The sequence below is a fragment of the Caballeronia cordobensis genome (genome assembly GCF_001544575.2).
In the GTDB taxonomy this organism is placed as follows: Bacteria; Pseudomonadota; Gammaproteobacteria; order Burkholderiales; family Burkholderiaceae; genus Caballeronia; species Caballeronia cordobensis.
The window spans coordinates 44,485-59,567 of sequence record NZ_FCNY02000011.1; the positions used below are offsets into that span (position 1 = coordinate 44,485).

Genomic DNA, 15,083 nt, shown 5'->3' on the forward strand with positions numbered 1-15,083 from the left:
TTCTTGTCTCGTGTGGATGCCGGTCAGGCTTCGAGGACGTAGCTTCCGGGCGCGTCGGCGAGTCGCGCGTGCCGCTCGTTGCCGGGCGCGCGAGGCGCGGCGCGCCGTTCGCCCGAGCGCGCGGCCAGCCACGCGCGCCAGTCGCTCCACCAGGATTCCGCTTCGGGGCGGGCGTGGGCGAGCCATGCGTCGGCGTCTTCGGGCAGTTCGTCGTTGTGGAAGAACTTCGCCTTCGGATTGCCGGGCGGATTGATCAGGCTCTGGATATGGCCGCTCGAACTCAGCACGTAGCGCGTCTTGCCGCCGAACGCGCGCGCCGTGTTGTAGACGCCCTTCCACGGCGTGATGTGATCGGTCATGCCCGCCATCACGTAGGTGTCGCACGTGACCTTCGACAGATCGACCGGCGTGCCGAGCACCGTCAGCTTGCCGGGCTCGCTGAAGAGGTTGCGCGTGAAGATGTCGAGCAACTGGCCATGCAGCTTGCCGGGCAGACGCGTCGTGTCGTTGTTCCAGTAGAGAATGTCGAAGGCCGGCGGCGCTTCGCCCATCAGATAGTTGTTGACCCAGAAGTTCCAGACGAGATCGTTGGGCCTCATCCACGCGAACACGCGGCTCATGTCTTCGCCCGACAGCACGCCTTTGGCGCGGCTGTTGCGCTTGGCGAGCTCGACGGCCGCGGGCGTCGTAAAGAGTCCGAGCTGCGATTCCGAGGTGCTGTCGAGCACCGCCACCATCAGCGTGGCCGCGTTGACCGACTTCTCGCCGCGGCTCGCCAGATGGCCGAGCAGCGCCGAAATCGTCATCGCGCCGGAGCATGCGCCATGCAGGTTCACGTCGGCGTGGCCGGTGATATCGCGCACCGCGTCGATCGCTTCGACGAGCGCGGCGACATACGTGTCCATGTCCCAGTCGCGCTGCGCTTCGGTGGGATTGCGCCAGCTCACGGCAAACACCTGGAACTCGCTCTTCACCAGATATTCGACGATGCTCTTGTTCGCCGAGAGATCGAAGATATAGAACTTGTTGATCTGCGGCGGCACGATCAGTTGCGGACGCGCGTATACATTCGGCGTGGACGGCGTGTACTGGATGAGTTCGAGCACCTCGTTGCGAAACACGACCGCGCCGGGCGAAGTCGCGAGATTCTCGCCGACACGAAAGGCCCGCTTGTCCACCTGCGCAGGCATGCCCTTGTTGCCGAGCGTATCGGCGAGCATGTTTCGCACGCCGGCGACGACGCTCGCACCGCGCGACTCGACGAGCTTCCTCAGCGCGGCGGGATTGCCCGCGAGCGTGTTGGTCGGCGCAAGCGCGTCCGTCACGAGCGACATCGCGAAGCGCGCGCGTTCCTTGTTGGCGTCGTCGAGCGCGGAGTGGTCCACGAACCCGGCCAGCGCGTTGCGCCAGGCCAGATAGCCCTGCAGCGTCGTGCGATACAGCGACTGTTCGCGCCACGCAGGATCGGCGAAGCGTTTGTCGCCCGGCGCGGGTGAGCATGTCTCTTTGCCGCTCGCCGCCGATGTCAGATCGCGCACGAGCGCCGCGGTCTGGGTCATCAGCAAGGCGGGATGCAGCATCGCCTGCGCGCCGATCTGCCCGGCGGCGGCGAACATGTCGAGGGCGCGCAATCCGACGAACGGGTTGGCGCCGAGCATGCCGTCGCTGGCATCGGCGGCGAGGCTGTCGTTCTGGTTACTCATAATCGTTTCCTTCTCACGCCACGATCATCGCGAGCGTTTGCGCGATCAGCGCGGGCTTGTCCTCGCCTTCGATCTGCAGTTCGCTATCCGTCTTGACGAGAATGCGGCCATTCCCTTTTCGCTCCACCGAAGTCAGCCTGACGCGGCATCGCACGCGCGCGCCGGACCTGACCGGCGTCATGAAGCGCACCTTGTCCAGCCCGTAATTCAGCGCGGCGGACGCATCCGCCGGAACGAGGCCGACTTCGATCGCGAGCGTCGCCAGGAGCGAGAGCGTGAGATAGCCGTGCGCGATCGTGCCGCCGAAAGGGCTCTCGCGTTTCGCGCGTTCCTCGTTGACGTGGATCCACTGCATGTCGCCGGTGCATTGCGCGAACGCCTCGATGCGCGCCTGATCGACGACGACCCAGTCCGACACGCCCAACTCGCGGCCGACGAACGCGTCGATCGTCGCCATGCTGTATTCGATGGTGCTCATGCTGTTGCCTTCCCTTCCAGCGACGCCGCGAACGCTTCGCGCAGGCGCTTCTTGTTCAACTTGCCGACGCTCGTCTTGTCGAGACTGTCGACGATCTTCACGATCCGCGGCACGGCGTACTTCGAGATCTTTCCCGATTCGCTGAAGGCCATGACGTGATGCCGGATCTCGTCTTCCGAGACGCTCGCTTGCGCCTTGAGCACCACGAGCGCCACCGGCCGCTCGCCCCACTTCTCGTCCTTGATGCCGATCACGGCCACCTCGGAGACGCCCGGATGCAACGAGATCAGGCTCTCGATTTCGAGCGACGACACCCATTCGCCGCCGGACTTGATGACATCCTTGAGACGATCGGTAATCTGCAGATAGCCTTGCGGATCGATGCTGCCGATATCCTGCGTATGCAGATAGCCGCCGTCCCAAAGCTGCGCCGAGGCTTCCGCGTTCTTCCAGTACCCTTGCGTGAGCCACGGCGTGCGCACGACGATTTCACCGCTCGCGCGGCCGTCGTGAGCGGCGTCGCGGCCCTCATCGTCGACGATGCGCAGATCGACGAGCGGCAACGGCAGGCCGGTCTTGCAGCGCACCCGCACCTGCTCGTCGATATCGAGCGGCTCTTCGCCGGGCTTGATCTGCGCGAGACTGAGCAGCGGGCAGGTTTCGGACATGCCGTAGCCCGCGAAGATGTCGATGCCGCGATCGAGCGCCGCGCGCGCGAGGCCATGCGGCAGCGCGCCCCCGCCGATGACGACCTTCCACCGGCTCAGATCGACGGCCTTGGCGTCTTCGCATTCGAGCAGCATGTGCAGGATCGTGCCGACGCAATGCGAGAACGTCACGCCCTCGTCGCGCACGAGCTTCATCAGGCGCTCGGGTACGTATCGGCCGGGATAGACCTGCTTCACGCCGAGCAAGGTGGCGATGTACGGCATGCCCCATGCGTGGACATGGAACATCGGCGTGATCGGCATGTACACGTCGCCGCGATGAAAGCGCTGCCCGGATGCGGGGCTCGCGAGCGCCGCCATGCCGGTGATGGTGTGCAGCACCAACTGACGGTGCGAGAAATAGACGCCCTTCGGCAAACCGGTCGTGCCCGTGGTGTAGAACGTGGTGGCGCGCGTGTTCTCGTCGAAATCCGGGAAGTCGTAGCCGGTCTCGCTCGCGGCCAGCATGCCTTCGTATTCGTCCGCGAACGGAATCGCATGCGCGCCGGCTTCGGTGCTTTCGTCGATCAGGATGAAGGTTTGCACCGTGTCGAGCTGATCGCGGATCGCGTCGATCACCGGCAGGAAATCGCTATGGACGAGCAGGATCTGCGCGCCCGCGTGATTGATCGTGTAGGCGATCTCCGCCGGCGAGAGCCGCACGTTGACCGTCTGCAGCACCGCGCCCATCATCGGAATGGCGAAGTAGCATTCGAGATAGCGATGGCTGTCCCAGTCCATCACCGCCACGGTGCTGCCCATGACTGCGCCGTGACGCGTCAGGCCATTGGCGAGGCGCGCGATGCGCTCGCGCATGGCGCGATAGGTCAGGCGCGTCTCGCCGCGGTACACGATCTCCTGATCGGGCGCATGCGCGAGCGGCGTATGCAGAAGATGCTTGATGAGCAACGGGTACGCGTACGCCGCCGCGGATGATTCGAACATGTCGTGATCCATTTGGGTTTCCTGATGCAAGACCGCTGGCGGGCTATTGCCCGAAGTTGCGCCTGACGGTCAGCTTGTTCGTAACCGACGTGACGCCGGGCACGCCTTTCGCGAGCGCGACGGCCTTGTCGATCTGCGCCGCGTCGGCGGCAGTGCCGGTCAGCGTCACCGCGCCGTTCTTCGCATTGACGCCGATATCGCCGGCATCGATGCGCTTGTCGTTCGCGAATGCGGCATACACGCGCTTGCGCAGCGCGCGGTCGTCCTTGCGCGTTCCGGCGGGCGTGCTCGCGGCCGATGCCATCGAAGGCGCGCTCGCGGCCATCGGCGGGTTCGCCTGAGCGCTCGCGTCCATCGACGCCAGCACGATCAGCGCGGCGGACACCGAGATTTTCTTCATGTGTTGCTCCGGATATCGTTCAGAAGTTATGGCGCAGGCCGATCATCGCGGCCGTGGTCGATTCGCCCGGCGCGACGGGCTGCCCGTAGACGATCGTCTGGTTCATCGTGCCGTGGTTGTCGACATAGCCGACCTGCGCGTAGGCGAGCGTGCGCTTGGACAGGCTGTACTCCGTGCCGACCGCGAATTCGCTCGAATGATTCGCCGAGTTGTTCTTGTCCTTCAGGTAGTAAAACCCGGACGTGACTTTCAGCACCGGGCTGAAGCGGTATCCGAGACCGGCCGACCAGAGGTCGTAGTCGGCGCGTGCGGTGTTCGCCGGATTCTTGCCGTGGCTGTAGGAGCCGGACACGGAGAAGTCGCGAAAGGTGTACATCGCGCCGAGATACACGAGCCGGTTGTTGTTGAGCCCGCTCGGCGGAATGCCGGGCATCGGATTCGCGTCGTGCCCGTTGTAGTAGACCGCGGAGACGTTCAGGCCGTAGTTCGAATACTTCAGGACGGCGGACTCGCGCGTGCCGCCCTGAAACTCGCCCGGCACGCCGCCGGGCGCATATTCCAGCGCGAGCGACGCGCCATAGAACTTCGGCGATTCGTACACGAGCGCGTTGCTGTCGTACAGCGCGCCGATCGGGCCGTTGGTGCTGGTGCCCGGCCATCCGGCAGCCTGGTTCATGCCGAGCCATGCCGTGAGAATGCTGCCGAAGTACTGTGCGCCGCGCACGTCGGTTTCGAACATCGCGTAGACCATCGGCACGATCTGGCGGCCTGCGTTGAAGGTGCCGAACGGGCCGGAAATGCCGAGCGTTGCGAACTGATTGAATTGCGCGGGCACGCCGGGCGTGTCGGAAAGGCCGAACCTGCCGCTGCCCGAATCGAACGTGCCCTGCAATCTGAAGTTCACGCGATATCCGCCGCCCAGCTCCTCGCTGCCTTTGAGGCCCCAGTAGCTGGCGTAAATGCCGCCGTCCTTGTAGCGATACACCTTGCCCAGATTGGGCGCGTTCGGTGCAAAAGAAGCCGCGGACGTGCTCTGGTACAGCAAGCCTGCATCGACTACGCCATAGAGCGTCACCGATCCTTGCGCGCAGGCGGCGCCCGAAACGGTCAGTAAGGCGGCAAGGCAGGGAATTCTGCGTTTCATGATGTCTCCGTGTTTTTCGGCTTCACGCAGGCCGAACGGCGCATGAAGGCATGTGGCAAGAATACGGAGCGCGTGCGGTTTAGACCCCTCTCGCGCGGGGAGGGGGGCCGTGTCTTCGGCGTCCGGCCCGCCCCCTCCCGCCGCGAGAGGGTTGAATGGCGCATCTCTTCACTACGATGCGGATCAGTTCATCGAGATGCCGCCTACCCGGCATCGACTCAAACTCACGCTGGAGCCCCACATGCAATTCCTCGACGATTCGCTGCACCCCGAAAACCAGGACAAGGTCGTGATCACGGTCGCGCCTTACGGCCCGGAATGGATGCCCGCCGATTTCCCGGAGGACATTCCCGTGACGATGGAAGAGCAGGTCCAGAAAGCCGTGGACTGCTACGAAGCGGGCGCCACCGTGCTGCACCTGCACGTGCGCGAACTGGACGGCAAAGGCTCCAAGCGCCTGTCGAAGTTCAACGAACTGATCGCCGGCGTGCGCGCCGCGGTGCCGGACATGATCATCCAGGTGGGCGGCTCGATCTCGTTCGCGCCGGAAGACGACGGCCAGGCGGCCAAATGGCTGTCCGACGACACGCGCCACATGCTCGCCGACCTCGATCCGAAGCCCGATCAGGTGACGGTCGCGATCAACACGACGCAGATGAACATCATGGAGCTGCTGTATCCGGAGTATCTTGAAGGCACGTCGCTCTCGAATCCCGCGTTCATGGCCGCCTACAGCGAAATGACGGTGCCCGCCGGCCCCGCGTGGGTCGAGGAGCATTTGCGCCGTCTGCAGGCGGCGAATATCCAGCCGCACTTCCAGCTGACCGGCATCCATGCGCTGGAGACGCTCGAACGCCTCGTGCGCAAGGGCGTCTACACGGGCCCGCTGAACCTGACGTGGATCGGCATCGGCGGCGGCTTCGACGGCCCGAACCCGTTCAACTTCTTCAACTTCGTGCACCGTGCGCCGGACGGCTGCACGCTCACGGCCGAGTCGCTGCTCAAGAACGTGCTGCCGTTCAACATGATGGCGATGTCGATGGGCCTGCATCCGCGCTGCGGCATCGAGGACACGATCATCGATCAGCACGGCAACCGCATGACTTCGGTGCAGCAGATCGAGCAGTGCGTGCGCGTGGCGCGCGAACTCGGACGTGACATCGCGAGCGGCAAGGACGCGCGCGAGATCTACCGCATCGGCGTGCAGTACGAAACCGCCGACGACACGCTGGCGGCGAACGGCATGGCGCCGAACCGCAAGGCCGGTCAGGTCAATCTTCCGCTGCGCGCGGCCTGAAACCCTGTACGCGGACGCTGCGCGAAGGCCAGCGCCCGCGGCTTTGAACCCGGTCCCGCGAGAACAAACGAGCGGCCCGCGGCGCATTCATGCGCACGATGAGGCCCGCGCCGGGACATAGGAGGAGACAATCTTGGATATTCATTGCACCCAGCCGGCCTCGGAAGGCGGCAACGCCCTCGCGGCCACCTCGCGCAAATACGCGTGGGTCGTATTCGCGCTGACATTCGGCCTGCTGCTGTCGGACTACATGTCCCGGCAAGTCCTGAATGCGGTGTTTCCCCTGCTGAAACAGGCATGGGGTCTGTCCGACACGCAACTGGGCTCGCTCAGCGGCGTCGTGGCGCTGATGGTCGGCCTGCTGACGTTCCCGCTCTCCGTGCTCGCGGACCGCTGGGGCCGCGTGCGCAGCCTCGTTCTGATGGCGACGCTCTGGAGTCTCGCCACGCTCGGCTGCGCCATCGCCACGAGTTACGGCGAGATGCTCGTGGCGCGCGCCTTCGTGGGCCTCGGCGAGGCCGCGTATGGCAGCGTGGGCATCGCGCTCATCCTCAGCATTTTTCCGGCGCATCTGCGCTCCACGCTCACCGGCGCATTCATGGCCGGCGGGGCCTTCGGCTCCGTGCTCGGCATGGCGCTGGGCGGATTCGTCGCCGTGCACTTCGGATGGCGCGCATCGTTCGGCGCCATGGCGCTTTTCGGCCTCCTGCTGGTGATCGCCTACCGCCTCGTGGTGTCCGACAAGCGCATCGCCGCACGGTATGCCGACGCGCGCGGCGTGTCCGGCGAGCAACCGGCGGACGGCATGCGCACGAGCCTGCGCACCCTCGTGGCCGGCCTCTTCTCGACGATCTCGGTCGTCTGCGCCTATGTCGGCAGCGGCTTGCAGCTTTTCATCATGGGCGCGGTGATCGCATGGATGCCGAGCTTCCTGAATCGCTATTACGCGATGCCCGCCGACAAGGCCGCCGCCGGCGCCGCCGTGTTCGTGCTGCTGGGCGGACTCGGCATGGTGGCCTGCGGCATCGTGACGGACCGGGTCTGCAGAAACGCGCCGTCGCGCAAGTGGATTACAGCGCTCGCGTATTGCCTGATTTCGCTGGTGCTGTTGTCCATCGGCTTCCGGCTTCAGCCTGGCGCGTTGCAACTCGTCCTGCTCGGCGCGGGGATTCTCGTTGTGGCGGGCACGTCCGGACCGGCGGGCGCGATGGTCGCCAATCTCACACCGCCGGCCATTCATGCGTCCGCATTCGCCACCCTCACGCTCGCGAACAATCTGCTCGGCCTCGCGCCCGGCCCGCTCGTCACCGGCGCGATCGCCGACCGCATCGGCCTGGCGGGCGCGCTGCAACTGATTCCGCTCGTGAGCATTGCCGCGATGGCCGCTTTCGCCATCGGCAGATCGCGCTATGCGCGGGATCTCGACCGCATCGACACGCTGCGTGGCTGCGCGGCGAAACAACAGGTTTCTTAAGGAGAATCAATGATGTTCGATGAACTGCAAGCCGCCACGGCAACGAACGAAGCCGCGACCGTCGAGACCAAATCGGTTTCGAAAGCCAAGGAGACGCGAACCTGGGCCTGGGGAAGGACGCACGAGCCCTACGACTGGATGGATGCGCATACCCCATCCGACGATCTCAGCCCGTGGCAATGAAATGACGGGCACGATACGAATCGCCCCCGCCGACGCGCCCGAGGCGGGCGCGCGCCGGATCATGTTCGTCGAGGGCCGCAGCGTCGTGTTGTTCAATGTCGATGGCGTGATTCACGCCATCGACAATTCGTGCCCGCACAACGGCGCGTCGCTCGCGAACGGACGGCTCGACGGCCATATCCTGCAATGCCCGGCGCACGGCCTGCGCTTCGACCTCGCATCGGGATGCATGATCGGCGCGCCGGGGATGTGCCTTGCCAAGCTGGCCGTCGAAACCTGACTGCCCTTTCGTCTTACTGGCTGGCGGCCGGCGACTTCACGCTCGGCGTCGCGAGCGTGTTATTGCTCGTCGGCGGTGCGGCGTTGGTGGTGCTGTTCGTGCTGCTCGGCAGGCCGGAGTTCGGCTTTCTGGCCATGCCGCTGTCGGAACCGGTCGCGCCCGGCGTGCCGTAGCCGCCCGTCGCGCCGTTCACCTGATTGGCCGGGCTGGCCGTGCTGCCTGCCGATCCGCTGCCGCTCGAACCGCCCGCCGTTTGCGCATAAGCGCCGCCAGAGAGTGCGAGTGCGGCGACCGCCGCGAAAAACGTCCTGCCGATTGCCTTGTTCATGATCCGTCCCTCCTCGATCGGAATGGAAATGGACACAGACGATGTGCGCCTGCTTGATCCAAATCACCGCAAACACCGTGCCGCACACCACCGTACCGAAGAAATTGCCGATTTATGCCGTTGCTCTGTCGCGCCAGGCCGCCTGCCGTTCGAGGACGGATTCGGCGGATTCGCCGACCAGTTCGCGGTATGTCGCCGGCGCGGTCGCGCCTTCGGTATTGATCAGCAGAATGCGCGACGCGCCGTCGAGCCCGGCTTTTCCGGCCGCCTGCGCGTCTCGCAGCAAGACGATGAGACCCGCGAGACCCGCCACGCCCGATTCGCCTGCCACAATCGGCACGTCCGTATCGCTGCCCGCGGCCAGAAGGCGCATGGCGTCCACGGCGTCGTCATCGTGGATGGTCATGAAATCATCGACGCCGGGCTGCAAGAATTTCCATGCGAGCGGCGAAGTCTCACCGCAGGCGAGCCCCGCCATGACCGAATCCACCGATCCGGTCGCGCGCGCGGGGCGTCCCGCCAGCGCGCTCTGATACAGGCAGTCGGCCTGTTGCGGCTCGACGACGACGAAGCGCGGCCGATGCGCGCCATGAAACTCCCACAGATAGCTGATCAAGCCCGCCGCGAGACCGCCGACACCGCCCTGAAGGAACACGTGCGTGTAGCCCCGGCCGCCGGTCTGCTCGACGATCTCCGCCGCGATCGTGGCGTAGCCCTGCATCACATCGCGCGGAATGTCTTCGTAACCCTCGTATGAGGTATCGGACACGACGTGCCAGCCGTTCACCGCAGCGAGGCGAGCCGCTTCCGCGACCGACTCGTCGTAGCTTCCGGCGATGCGCACGATCACCGCGCCATACGCCGCAATGGCCTGCTCGCGCTCGACGCTGACATTGGCGTGCAGCACGATCACGCAGCGGCAACCCAGCGTTTGCGCGGCGGCGGCGAGCCCCTTGCCGTGATTGCCGTCCGTGGCACTGACCACGGTGAAATGCGTCAGCAGACTGCGATAGCGCCCTTCGAAAAGACCACGCGCGTCGAGATCGTGAGCGGGCCACAGCCGCCGGATCAGCCGCACCAGCGCGATGGGCGCACCCAGCGCCTTGAAGCTGCCGAGCACCGAGCGCGCCGACTCGTCCTTCACGCCGATGCCGCCCACGGCGAGCTTCGCAGCCAGTCCGGGCAACTCGCGCAAGGGCGTGGCCTCCGGCGAAATCTTGTCCCAGCAGGCGAGCCATGCGCGGCTTTCGCGGGCTTTTTCGATGCTGAGCATCGCCTTCAGTTCGTCGGGATAGGAAGCGCGCGTTGCGCGTGGATTGGCTGCCAGCATGACCATGAAACTCCAGCAAAGAATGTGAGGTGAAACGGCGATTGCAAGACGGGCGCGTCATCGGCCGGCGGGCAGTTCGAGCCTCGCGATCTCGGCGAAATAGCGCGCTCCGGTCAGGAGAATGTCGTCGTTGAAATCGTAGGCGGCGTTGTGCAGCGGCGTGCCGCCCTGCCCCGCCGATTCGCCGTTGCCGATGAACATGAAGTTGCCCGGCACGGCTTGCAGGAACGCGCCGAAGTCTTCCGAAATCATCATCGGCTGAATGTTGCCGTCGACGCACTCGCGCCCCGCCACGTTGCGCGCCGCCGTCATCGCGACGTCCACGAATTGCGGCGAGTTCACTGTCGGCGCGAACTCGTGCGTGTAGTCGAACGCGCACTCGGCGCCGTGCGTGCGGCAGATGCCTTCGCAGACTTCGCGCATGCGCGTGTCGAGCAGCGTCTGCACGTCGCGCGAATAGCTTCGCGTGTCGCCCTTGATCACGACATTCGACGGAATCACGTTTCGAAGTCCGTCCGTGATGAACTCCGTGCAGGAAATCACGGCCTGCAGGCTCGGATCGAGATTGCGCGACACGACGGTCTGCAATGCCATGACGATCTGCGACGCGATGACGATCGGGTCCACGCCCATGTGCGGACGCGCGGCGTGCGTGCCCCGTCCCTTGATGTGAATGACGAAGTTGTCCTCGCTCGCCATGATGCCGCCCGCGCGCGTGGCGAACGTGCCCGCGCGCATGCCCGGCATGTTGTGCGCGCCGAAGATGGCGTCGATGGGGAAACGTTCGAACAGGCCATCGGCCATCATCGCCTTCGCGCCGCGGCCATGTTCTTCCGCGGGCTGAAAGATGAAGCGGACGGTGCCGTCGAAATCGCGCCGTTCGGCGAGGAGCCGCGCCGCCCCGAGCATCATCGACATATGGCCGTCGTGCCCGCACGCATGCATTTTTCCGGCGATGCGCGAAGCGTGCTCGCGGCCCGGGGCCTGCTCCGCGATGTTCAGCGCATCCATGTCGGCGCGCAGTCCGATCGCACGTTGCCCTTCGCCGACTTTCAGGTTCGCGACGAGTCCGGTCCCGCCGATGCCGCGATGCACGTCGAGCCCCAGCGTGCCGAGAATGTTCGCGACGTAATCGGACGTATCGACTTCCTCGAAGCCCGTTTCCGGATGTCGATGCAAATGTTGTCGCCAGCTTTTCAACTGGCCCTGAAGCGTGCTTTCCATGCTGGCTTCCCTCGTGGCGTTGCGTCTGTGTTGCGTGTGTCGGCCTGGTAAATGATATTGTTCGAGCGCCTTAAAAAATCCCTGTTTCAGGCCTTTCGGTGCAAAAATATCTCTGTTTCGTTATCGCAGCCGCAAAGCCATGACATTCAGCCCCGACGACTTCGATCTCAAACTGCTGATGGAAGTCCAGCGCGACGCGCAGATTCCTCAAAACGAACTCGGCGCGCGCGTGAACCTTTCGACAGCCGCCGTCAATCGCAGATTGCGCCGCCTGTCGGACGAAGGCGTCATTCGCAACTACGCGGCCATCGTCGCGCCCGAAAAGGTGGGCTATCCGCTCACGATCATCGCCACGGTCGAAGTCGAAAGCGAGCAGATCGATCTGCTCGACGCGATGAAGCGCAGCTTCGCGCAATGTCCGGAAATTCAGCAGTGCTATTACGTGGCCGGTGAATGGGACTTCGTGTTGATACTGACCGTGCGCAACATGGAGGCGTACACGGCGCTCACGCGGCAACTGTTCTTCTCGAACAACAACGTCAAGCGCTTCAAGACGCTGGTGAGCATGAGCAGCGTGAAGGTCGGACTCGGCGTGCCCGTGGCGCCCGACCCCGCCTGATTCCGTCACCGCACGACGGATTTATCGGTCCAGTTCCCCGCCTCGAACTGGCGAACGGTGATCGCCCCGTTGCGGATATCGCCTTTCTCGTCGAACTGGATCGCGCCCGTCACGCCGTCCAGCTTCGACGCGCGCAGCTTGGGAAGATAGACCTTCGGGTCCGTCGAACCCGCGGCCTGCATGGCGTCCGCCATGGCGAGCACCGCGTCGTAGGCGTAAGGCGCGTACAACTGCACGGGCACGCCGAAGCGCTGCTGATAGCGTTTGAAGAATTCGGGCCCTTGCGGCATCTTGGCCGGCGGCACACCGGCGAGCGTGCAATACGTGTCGTTGTTCATCGCGGAGCCGGCCAGCTTGATGAACTGCGGCGTGCAGGCTTCGTCGCCGGCAATGAGCTTGACCTTCAGCCCGAGCCTTTGTGCCTGCTGCACGAATGCGGCCGCCTGCGTGTCGCCGCCTGTGAACGCGATGCCTTCCGGCTGGCGGCTCTTGATGGTCGTGAGAATCGCCATCCAGTTCGTCGTTTTGTCGGTGCCGTATTCGCGGGCGACCACGTTGCCGCCCGCCGCCTTGACGGACTTCTCGATCTCGTCGGCGAGGCCCTGACCGTACGCGGTACGATCATCGACGATCGCGACCTTGCGCGCGCCCAGATCGCGGACCAGATACGCGCCGATGACCGCGCCCTGCCGCACGTCGTTCGCAACCATGCGGAACACGTTCGTGAGCCCTTGCTGCGTGAGCTTCGGATTGGTGGCCGATTCGGTGATCATCGGCACGCCAGCCGCCGAATAGATTCTCGACGCCGGTATCGACGTCCCGGAGTTCGCATGGCCGACGACGCCCGCCACGCCATCGTCCACCAGTTTCTGGGCGACCGTCACCGCCGTCTTGGGATCGGCCGCATCGTCCTGGGAATCGAGCACGAACGTCACGTCCTGACCGCCGATGCGGATCTTCCGGCTGTTCAGATCTTCGATCGCGAGCCGCACACCGTTTTCGTCGTCCTTTCCGATGTGGGACAGTTCGCCGGTCAAGGGGGACACCTGGCCGATCTTCACCGTCAGATCGGCGCGAGCCGCGAGCGGTTGCAGGACGAGCGTCAGGGACGCGAGGCATATCAATGGCCGGAATGAGCGCATGGTCGTACTCTCGATAGGGTGGCAGGAACGGGCCGCAAAACCTGCGCGCCCGTAGACCATCCTAACGAGGCCGGACAATAGCCAAAATCGGCTGCGGCGGCATCTCTGCAAATTTCACTCGAAAAGCACGCCTTTTTCGACCGTTCTTCTCGATGCCCGCGGCTACGCCCGCCTGATCTTCTGCCTGAGGAAATCGACCATATCGCGCTGCGCGCTGCCGAGGGCATCGCCCGCGCCGACGAGCGCGAGTTCCGTGGGCGGCAAGGCCGGCATGCCCGCGCAGACCCGGTGCTCGGGCAACACCGCCGACTTCGGCAGCACCGAGACGGCCAGACCGGCCGCGACGGCGGCCTGAATCGCGGTGAGGCTCTGACTGCCGAAGGCGATGCGCCATGCGCGCTTCGCCCGGTCCAGACTGCGGATCGCCCGCTGCCGGTAGATGCAGCCGTGCGGAAAAAGCGCGAGGGGGACGGGCTCCTCCGATTCCGGATCCGGCGCGCGGGCATCGCGTCCGCGCACCCAGACGAGCGTTTCCGGCCATGACGCGAACGCGTCTCCGCTGCCGGGCTCCCGTTTAAGCAGGGCGATATCGATTTCCCCCGCGGCGAGCCTGCTTTGCAGGTCCGCGCTCATGCCGGCGACCGTGTCGAGCCGCGCATCCGGACGCATCGCCAGAAAGCCCGACAGCATCGCCGACATGCGTTTCGCGTCGAAGTCCTCGGGCACGCCGATCCGGACCGGCGCGAACTGCACGTCCCGCCGCAGCGCGTCGCGCGCCTCCTGAGACAGCGCCAGCAGCCTGCGCGCGTACTGCGTGAGCAGCGCGCCGTGCTCGGTCGCGGTCACGTGATTGCCGGTGCGGTCTCGCAACAGCAACGTGCGCCCGACAGATTCTTCGAGCTTGCGCACCTGCTGGCTGACCGTCGATTGCGTGCGATGCACGCGCTCGCCCGCGCGCGTGAAACTGCCTTCGTCAACGACGCAAACCAGCGTTTTCAATAAGTCGAGGTCGAACATGGCGTGTCATTTGAAATTTAACTGAGTGTCAGCGATTAATTCGATTTTCCACTATAGAGATTTCCGCCTAAGATGCAAAGGCCTTGTACACCAAACGGAGAAGATGATGTCGCTGAAGGGAACGCGCCGGCCGGAATGGCTGACTTTCGATTGTTACGGCACCCTGATCCAATGGGACGAGGGCCTGCTCGCCGCCGTGCGCGAGATTCTCCATGACCGGCAGGCGGCGGACGTCGATGCGGCCCGGTTCGTCGAGGTGTACGACCGGCACGAGCACGCGCTCGAACAGACGCCGCCGCACCGTTCGTTTCGGGACGTCTCGGGCCAGGGCTTGCGGCTCGCGCTCGAAGAATTCGGGCTCAGCGGTAGCGAAGGCGACGCCGCCGTGCTCACTTCGCGCATCTCGGCGATGCCGCCTTTTCCCGAGGTCGTCGGCACGCTGAAGGCGCTCAAGGCGTCGGGGTATCGCCTGTGCATCGTGTCGAATACCGACGACGACATCATCGCGGGCAATGTGGCGCAGCTCGGCGGTCATATCGACAGAGTGATCACCGCGCAGCAGGCCGGCGCTTACAAGCCCGCGCGACGCCTGTTCGATTACGCCCACGAACAGCTGGGCGTATCGAAGGATGACGTGGTGCATATCTGCGCCAGCCCGCATCTGGACCATGCCGCCGCGCGCGATATCGGCTTTCGCTGCGTATGGATCGATCGGGGCACGGGCCGCAAGCTGCTGCCGGACTACACACCCGACGCCATACTGAAGACGCTGGACGAAGTGCCGCCGCTCTTCGCTTCGGTCGGCTGGTAGT

General features: G+C 64.9%; 16 protein-coding genes. 6 read left to right on the top strand and 10 right to left on the bottom strand.

Translation table 11 applies throughout. From position 1 onward, the window contains the following. Positions 1 to 23 precede the first annotated feature (23 nt). The 5 genes from AWB70_RS21870 to AWB70_RS21890 are packed head-to-tail and all read right to left on the bottom strand — an operon-like array spanning position 24 to position 5,377. The gene (locus AWB70_RS21870) at positions 24 to 1,703 is read right to left on the bottom strand and encodes an alpha/beta fold hydrolase (RefSeq protein WP_053571014.1); all 1,680 of its coding nucleotides are present in this window, start codon (positions 1,701 to 1,703) and stop codon (positions 24 to 26) included. Positions 1,704 to 1,716: 13 nt separating this feature from the next. Then, the gene (locus AWB70_RS21875; protein ID WP_053571013.1) at positions 1,717 to 2,181 is read right to left on the bottom strand and encodes a MaoC family dehydratase; all 465 of its coding nucleotides are present in this window, start codon (positions 2,179 to 2,181) and stop codon (positions 1,717 to 1,719) included. Then, positions 2,178 to 3,833, bottom strand: coding sequence for a fatty acid--CoA ligase (locus AWB70_RS21880; protein WP_374730251.1), 1,656 nt, complete (start codon positions 3,831 to 3,833; stop codon positions 2,178 to 2,180). Before AWB70_RS21880 ends, AWB70_RS21875 begins: the two co-directional genes overlap by 4 nt. 43 nt (positions 3,834 to 3,876) lie before the next feature. Further along, positions 3,877 to 4,233 (bottom strand): BON domain-containing protein, encoded by a 357-nt coding sequence (locus AWB70_RS21885; protein WP_014194102.1) that lies wholly within the window; start codon positions 4,231 to 4,233, stop codon positions 3,877 to 3,879. A 19-nt stretch (positions 4,234 to 4,252) separates the two neighbouring features. Further along, positions 4,253 to 5,377 (bottom strand): porin, encoded by a 1,125-nt coding sequence (locus tag AWB70_RS21890; RefSeq protein ID WP_014194101.1) that lies wholly within the window; start codon positions 5,375 to 5,377, stop codon positions 4,253 to 4,255. Between the two features lie 241 nt (positions 5,378 to 5,618). Between AWB70_RS21890 and AWB70_RS21895 the strand changes: the two genes are divergently transcribed. The 4 genes from AWB70_RS21895 (at position 5,619) to AWB70_RS21905 (ending at position 8,611) form a co-directional block, all read left to right on the top strand. Further along, positions 5,619 to 6,674 (top strand): beta-keto acid cleavage family enzyme, encoded by a 1,056-nt coding sequence (locus AWB70_RS21895; RefSeq protein ID WP_053571011.1) that lies wholly within the window; start codon positions 5,619 to 5,621, stop codon positions 6,672 to 6,674. Between the two features lie 133 nt (positions 6,675 to 6,807). Beyond that, complete coding sequence (locus AWB70_RS21900; RefSeq protein ID WP_053571010.1) at positions 6,808 to 8,148, top strand: MFS transporter; 1,341 nt, start codon at positions 6,808 to 6,810, stop codon at positions 8,146 to 8,148. Positions 8,149 to 8,157: 9 nt separating this feature from the next. Next, positions 8,158 to 8,331, top strand: a complete 174-nt coding sequence (locus AWB70_RS38820; protein WP_159680286.1) for a hypothetical protein — start codon at positions 8,158 to 8,160, stop codon at positions 8,329 to 8,331. A gap of 1 nt (position 8,332) precedes the next feature. Further along, positions 8,333 to 8,611, top strand: a complete 279-nt coding sequence (locus tag AWB70_RS21905) for a Rieske (2Fe-2S) protein (RefSeq protein ID WP_053571009.1) — start codon at positions 8,333 to 8,335, stop codon at positions 8,609 to 8,611. Between the two features lie 13 nt (positions 8,612 to 8,624). Here the strand turns inward: AWB70_RS21905 and AWB70_RS21910 are convergent, their stop codons facing one another. From AWB70_RS21910 to AWB70_RS21920, 3 genes are all read right to left on the bottom strand, one after another. Then, entirely contained in the window at positions 8,625 to 8,939 is a 315-nt protein-coding gene (locus AWB70_RS21910) for a hypothetical protein (RefSeq protein ID WP_053571008.1), read from the bottom strand. Between the two features lie 112 nt (positions 8,940 to 9,051). After that, entirely contained in the window at positions 9,052 to 10,269 is a 1,218-nt protein-coding gene (locus AWB70_RS21915) for a diaminopropionate ammonia-lyase (protein WP_053571069.1), read from the bottom strand. Between the two features lie 57 nt (positions 10,270 to 10,326). Continuing rightward, positions 10,327 to 11,493, bottom strand: coding sequence for a M20 aminoacylase family protein (locus AWB70_RS21920; protein ID WP_053571007.1), 1,167 nt, complete (start codon positions 11,491 to 11,493; stop codon positions 10,327 to 10,329). Positions 11,494 to 11,632: 139 nt separating this feature from the next. Between AWB70_RS21920 and AWB70_RS21925 the strand changes: the two genes are divergently transcribed. After that, positions 11,633 to 12,112 (top strand): Lrp/AsnC family transcriptional regulator, encoded by a 480-nt coding sequence (locus AWB70_RS21925; protein ID WP_045458452.1) that lies wholly within the window; start codon positions 11,633 to 11,635, stop codon positions 12,110 to 12,112. Between the two features lie 5 nt (positions 12,113 to 12,117). Here the strand turns inward: AWB70_RS21925 and AWB70_RS21930 are convergent, their stop codons facing one another. Together AWB70_RS21930 and AWB70_RS21935 are read right to left on the bottom strand one after the other, a co-directional pair. After that, positions 12,118 to 13,254 (bottom strand): branched-chain amino acid ABC transporter substrate-binding protein, encoded by a 1,137-nt coding sequence (locus AWB70_RS21930; protein ID WP_045458453.1) that lies wholly within the window; start codon positions 13,252 to 13,254, stop codon positions 12,118 to 12,120. A 162-nt stretch (positions 13,255 to 13,416) separates the two neighbouring features. Continuing rightward, positions 13,417 to 14,271, bottom strand: a complete 855-nt coding sequence (locus tag AWB70_RS21935) for a LysR substrate-binding domain-containing protein (RefSeq protein WP_053571006.1) — start codon at positions 14,269 to 14,271, stop codon at positions 13,417 to 13,419. Between the two features lie 106 nt (positions 14,272 to 14,377). Here AWB70_RS21935 and AWB70_RS21940 point away from each other — a divergent pair, with 106 nt between their 5' ends. Further along, positions 14,378 to 15,082, top strand: a complete 705-nt coding sequence (locus AWB70_RS21940) for a haloacid dehalogenase type II (protein ID WP_053571005.1) — start codon at positions 14,378 to 14,380, stop codon at positions 15,080 to 15,082. Position 15,083: the final 1 nt, after the last annotated feature.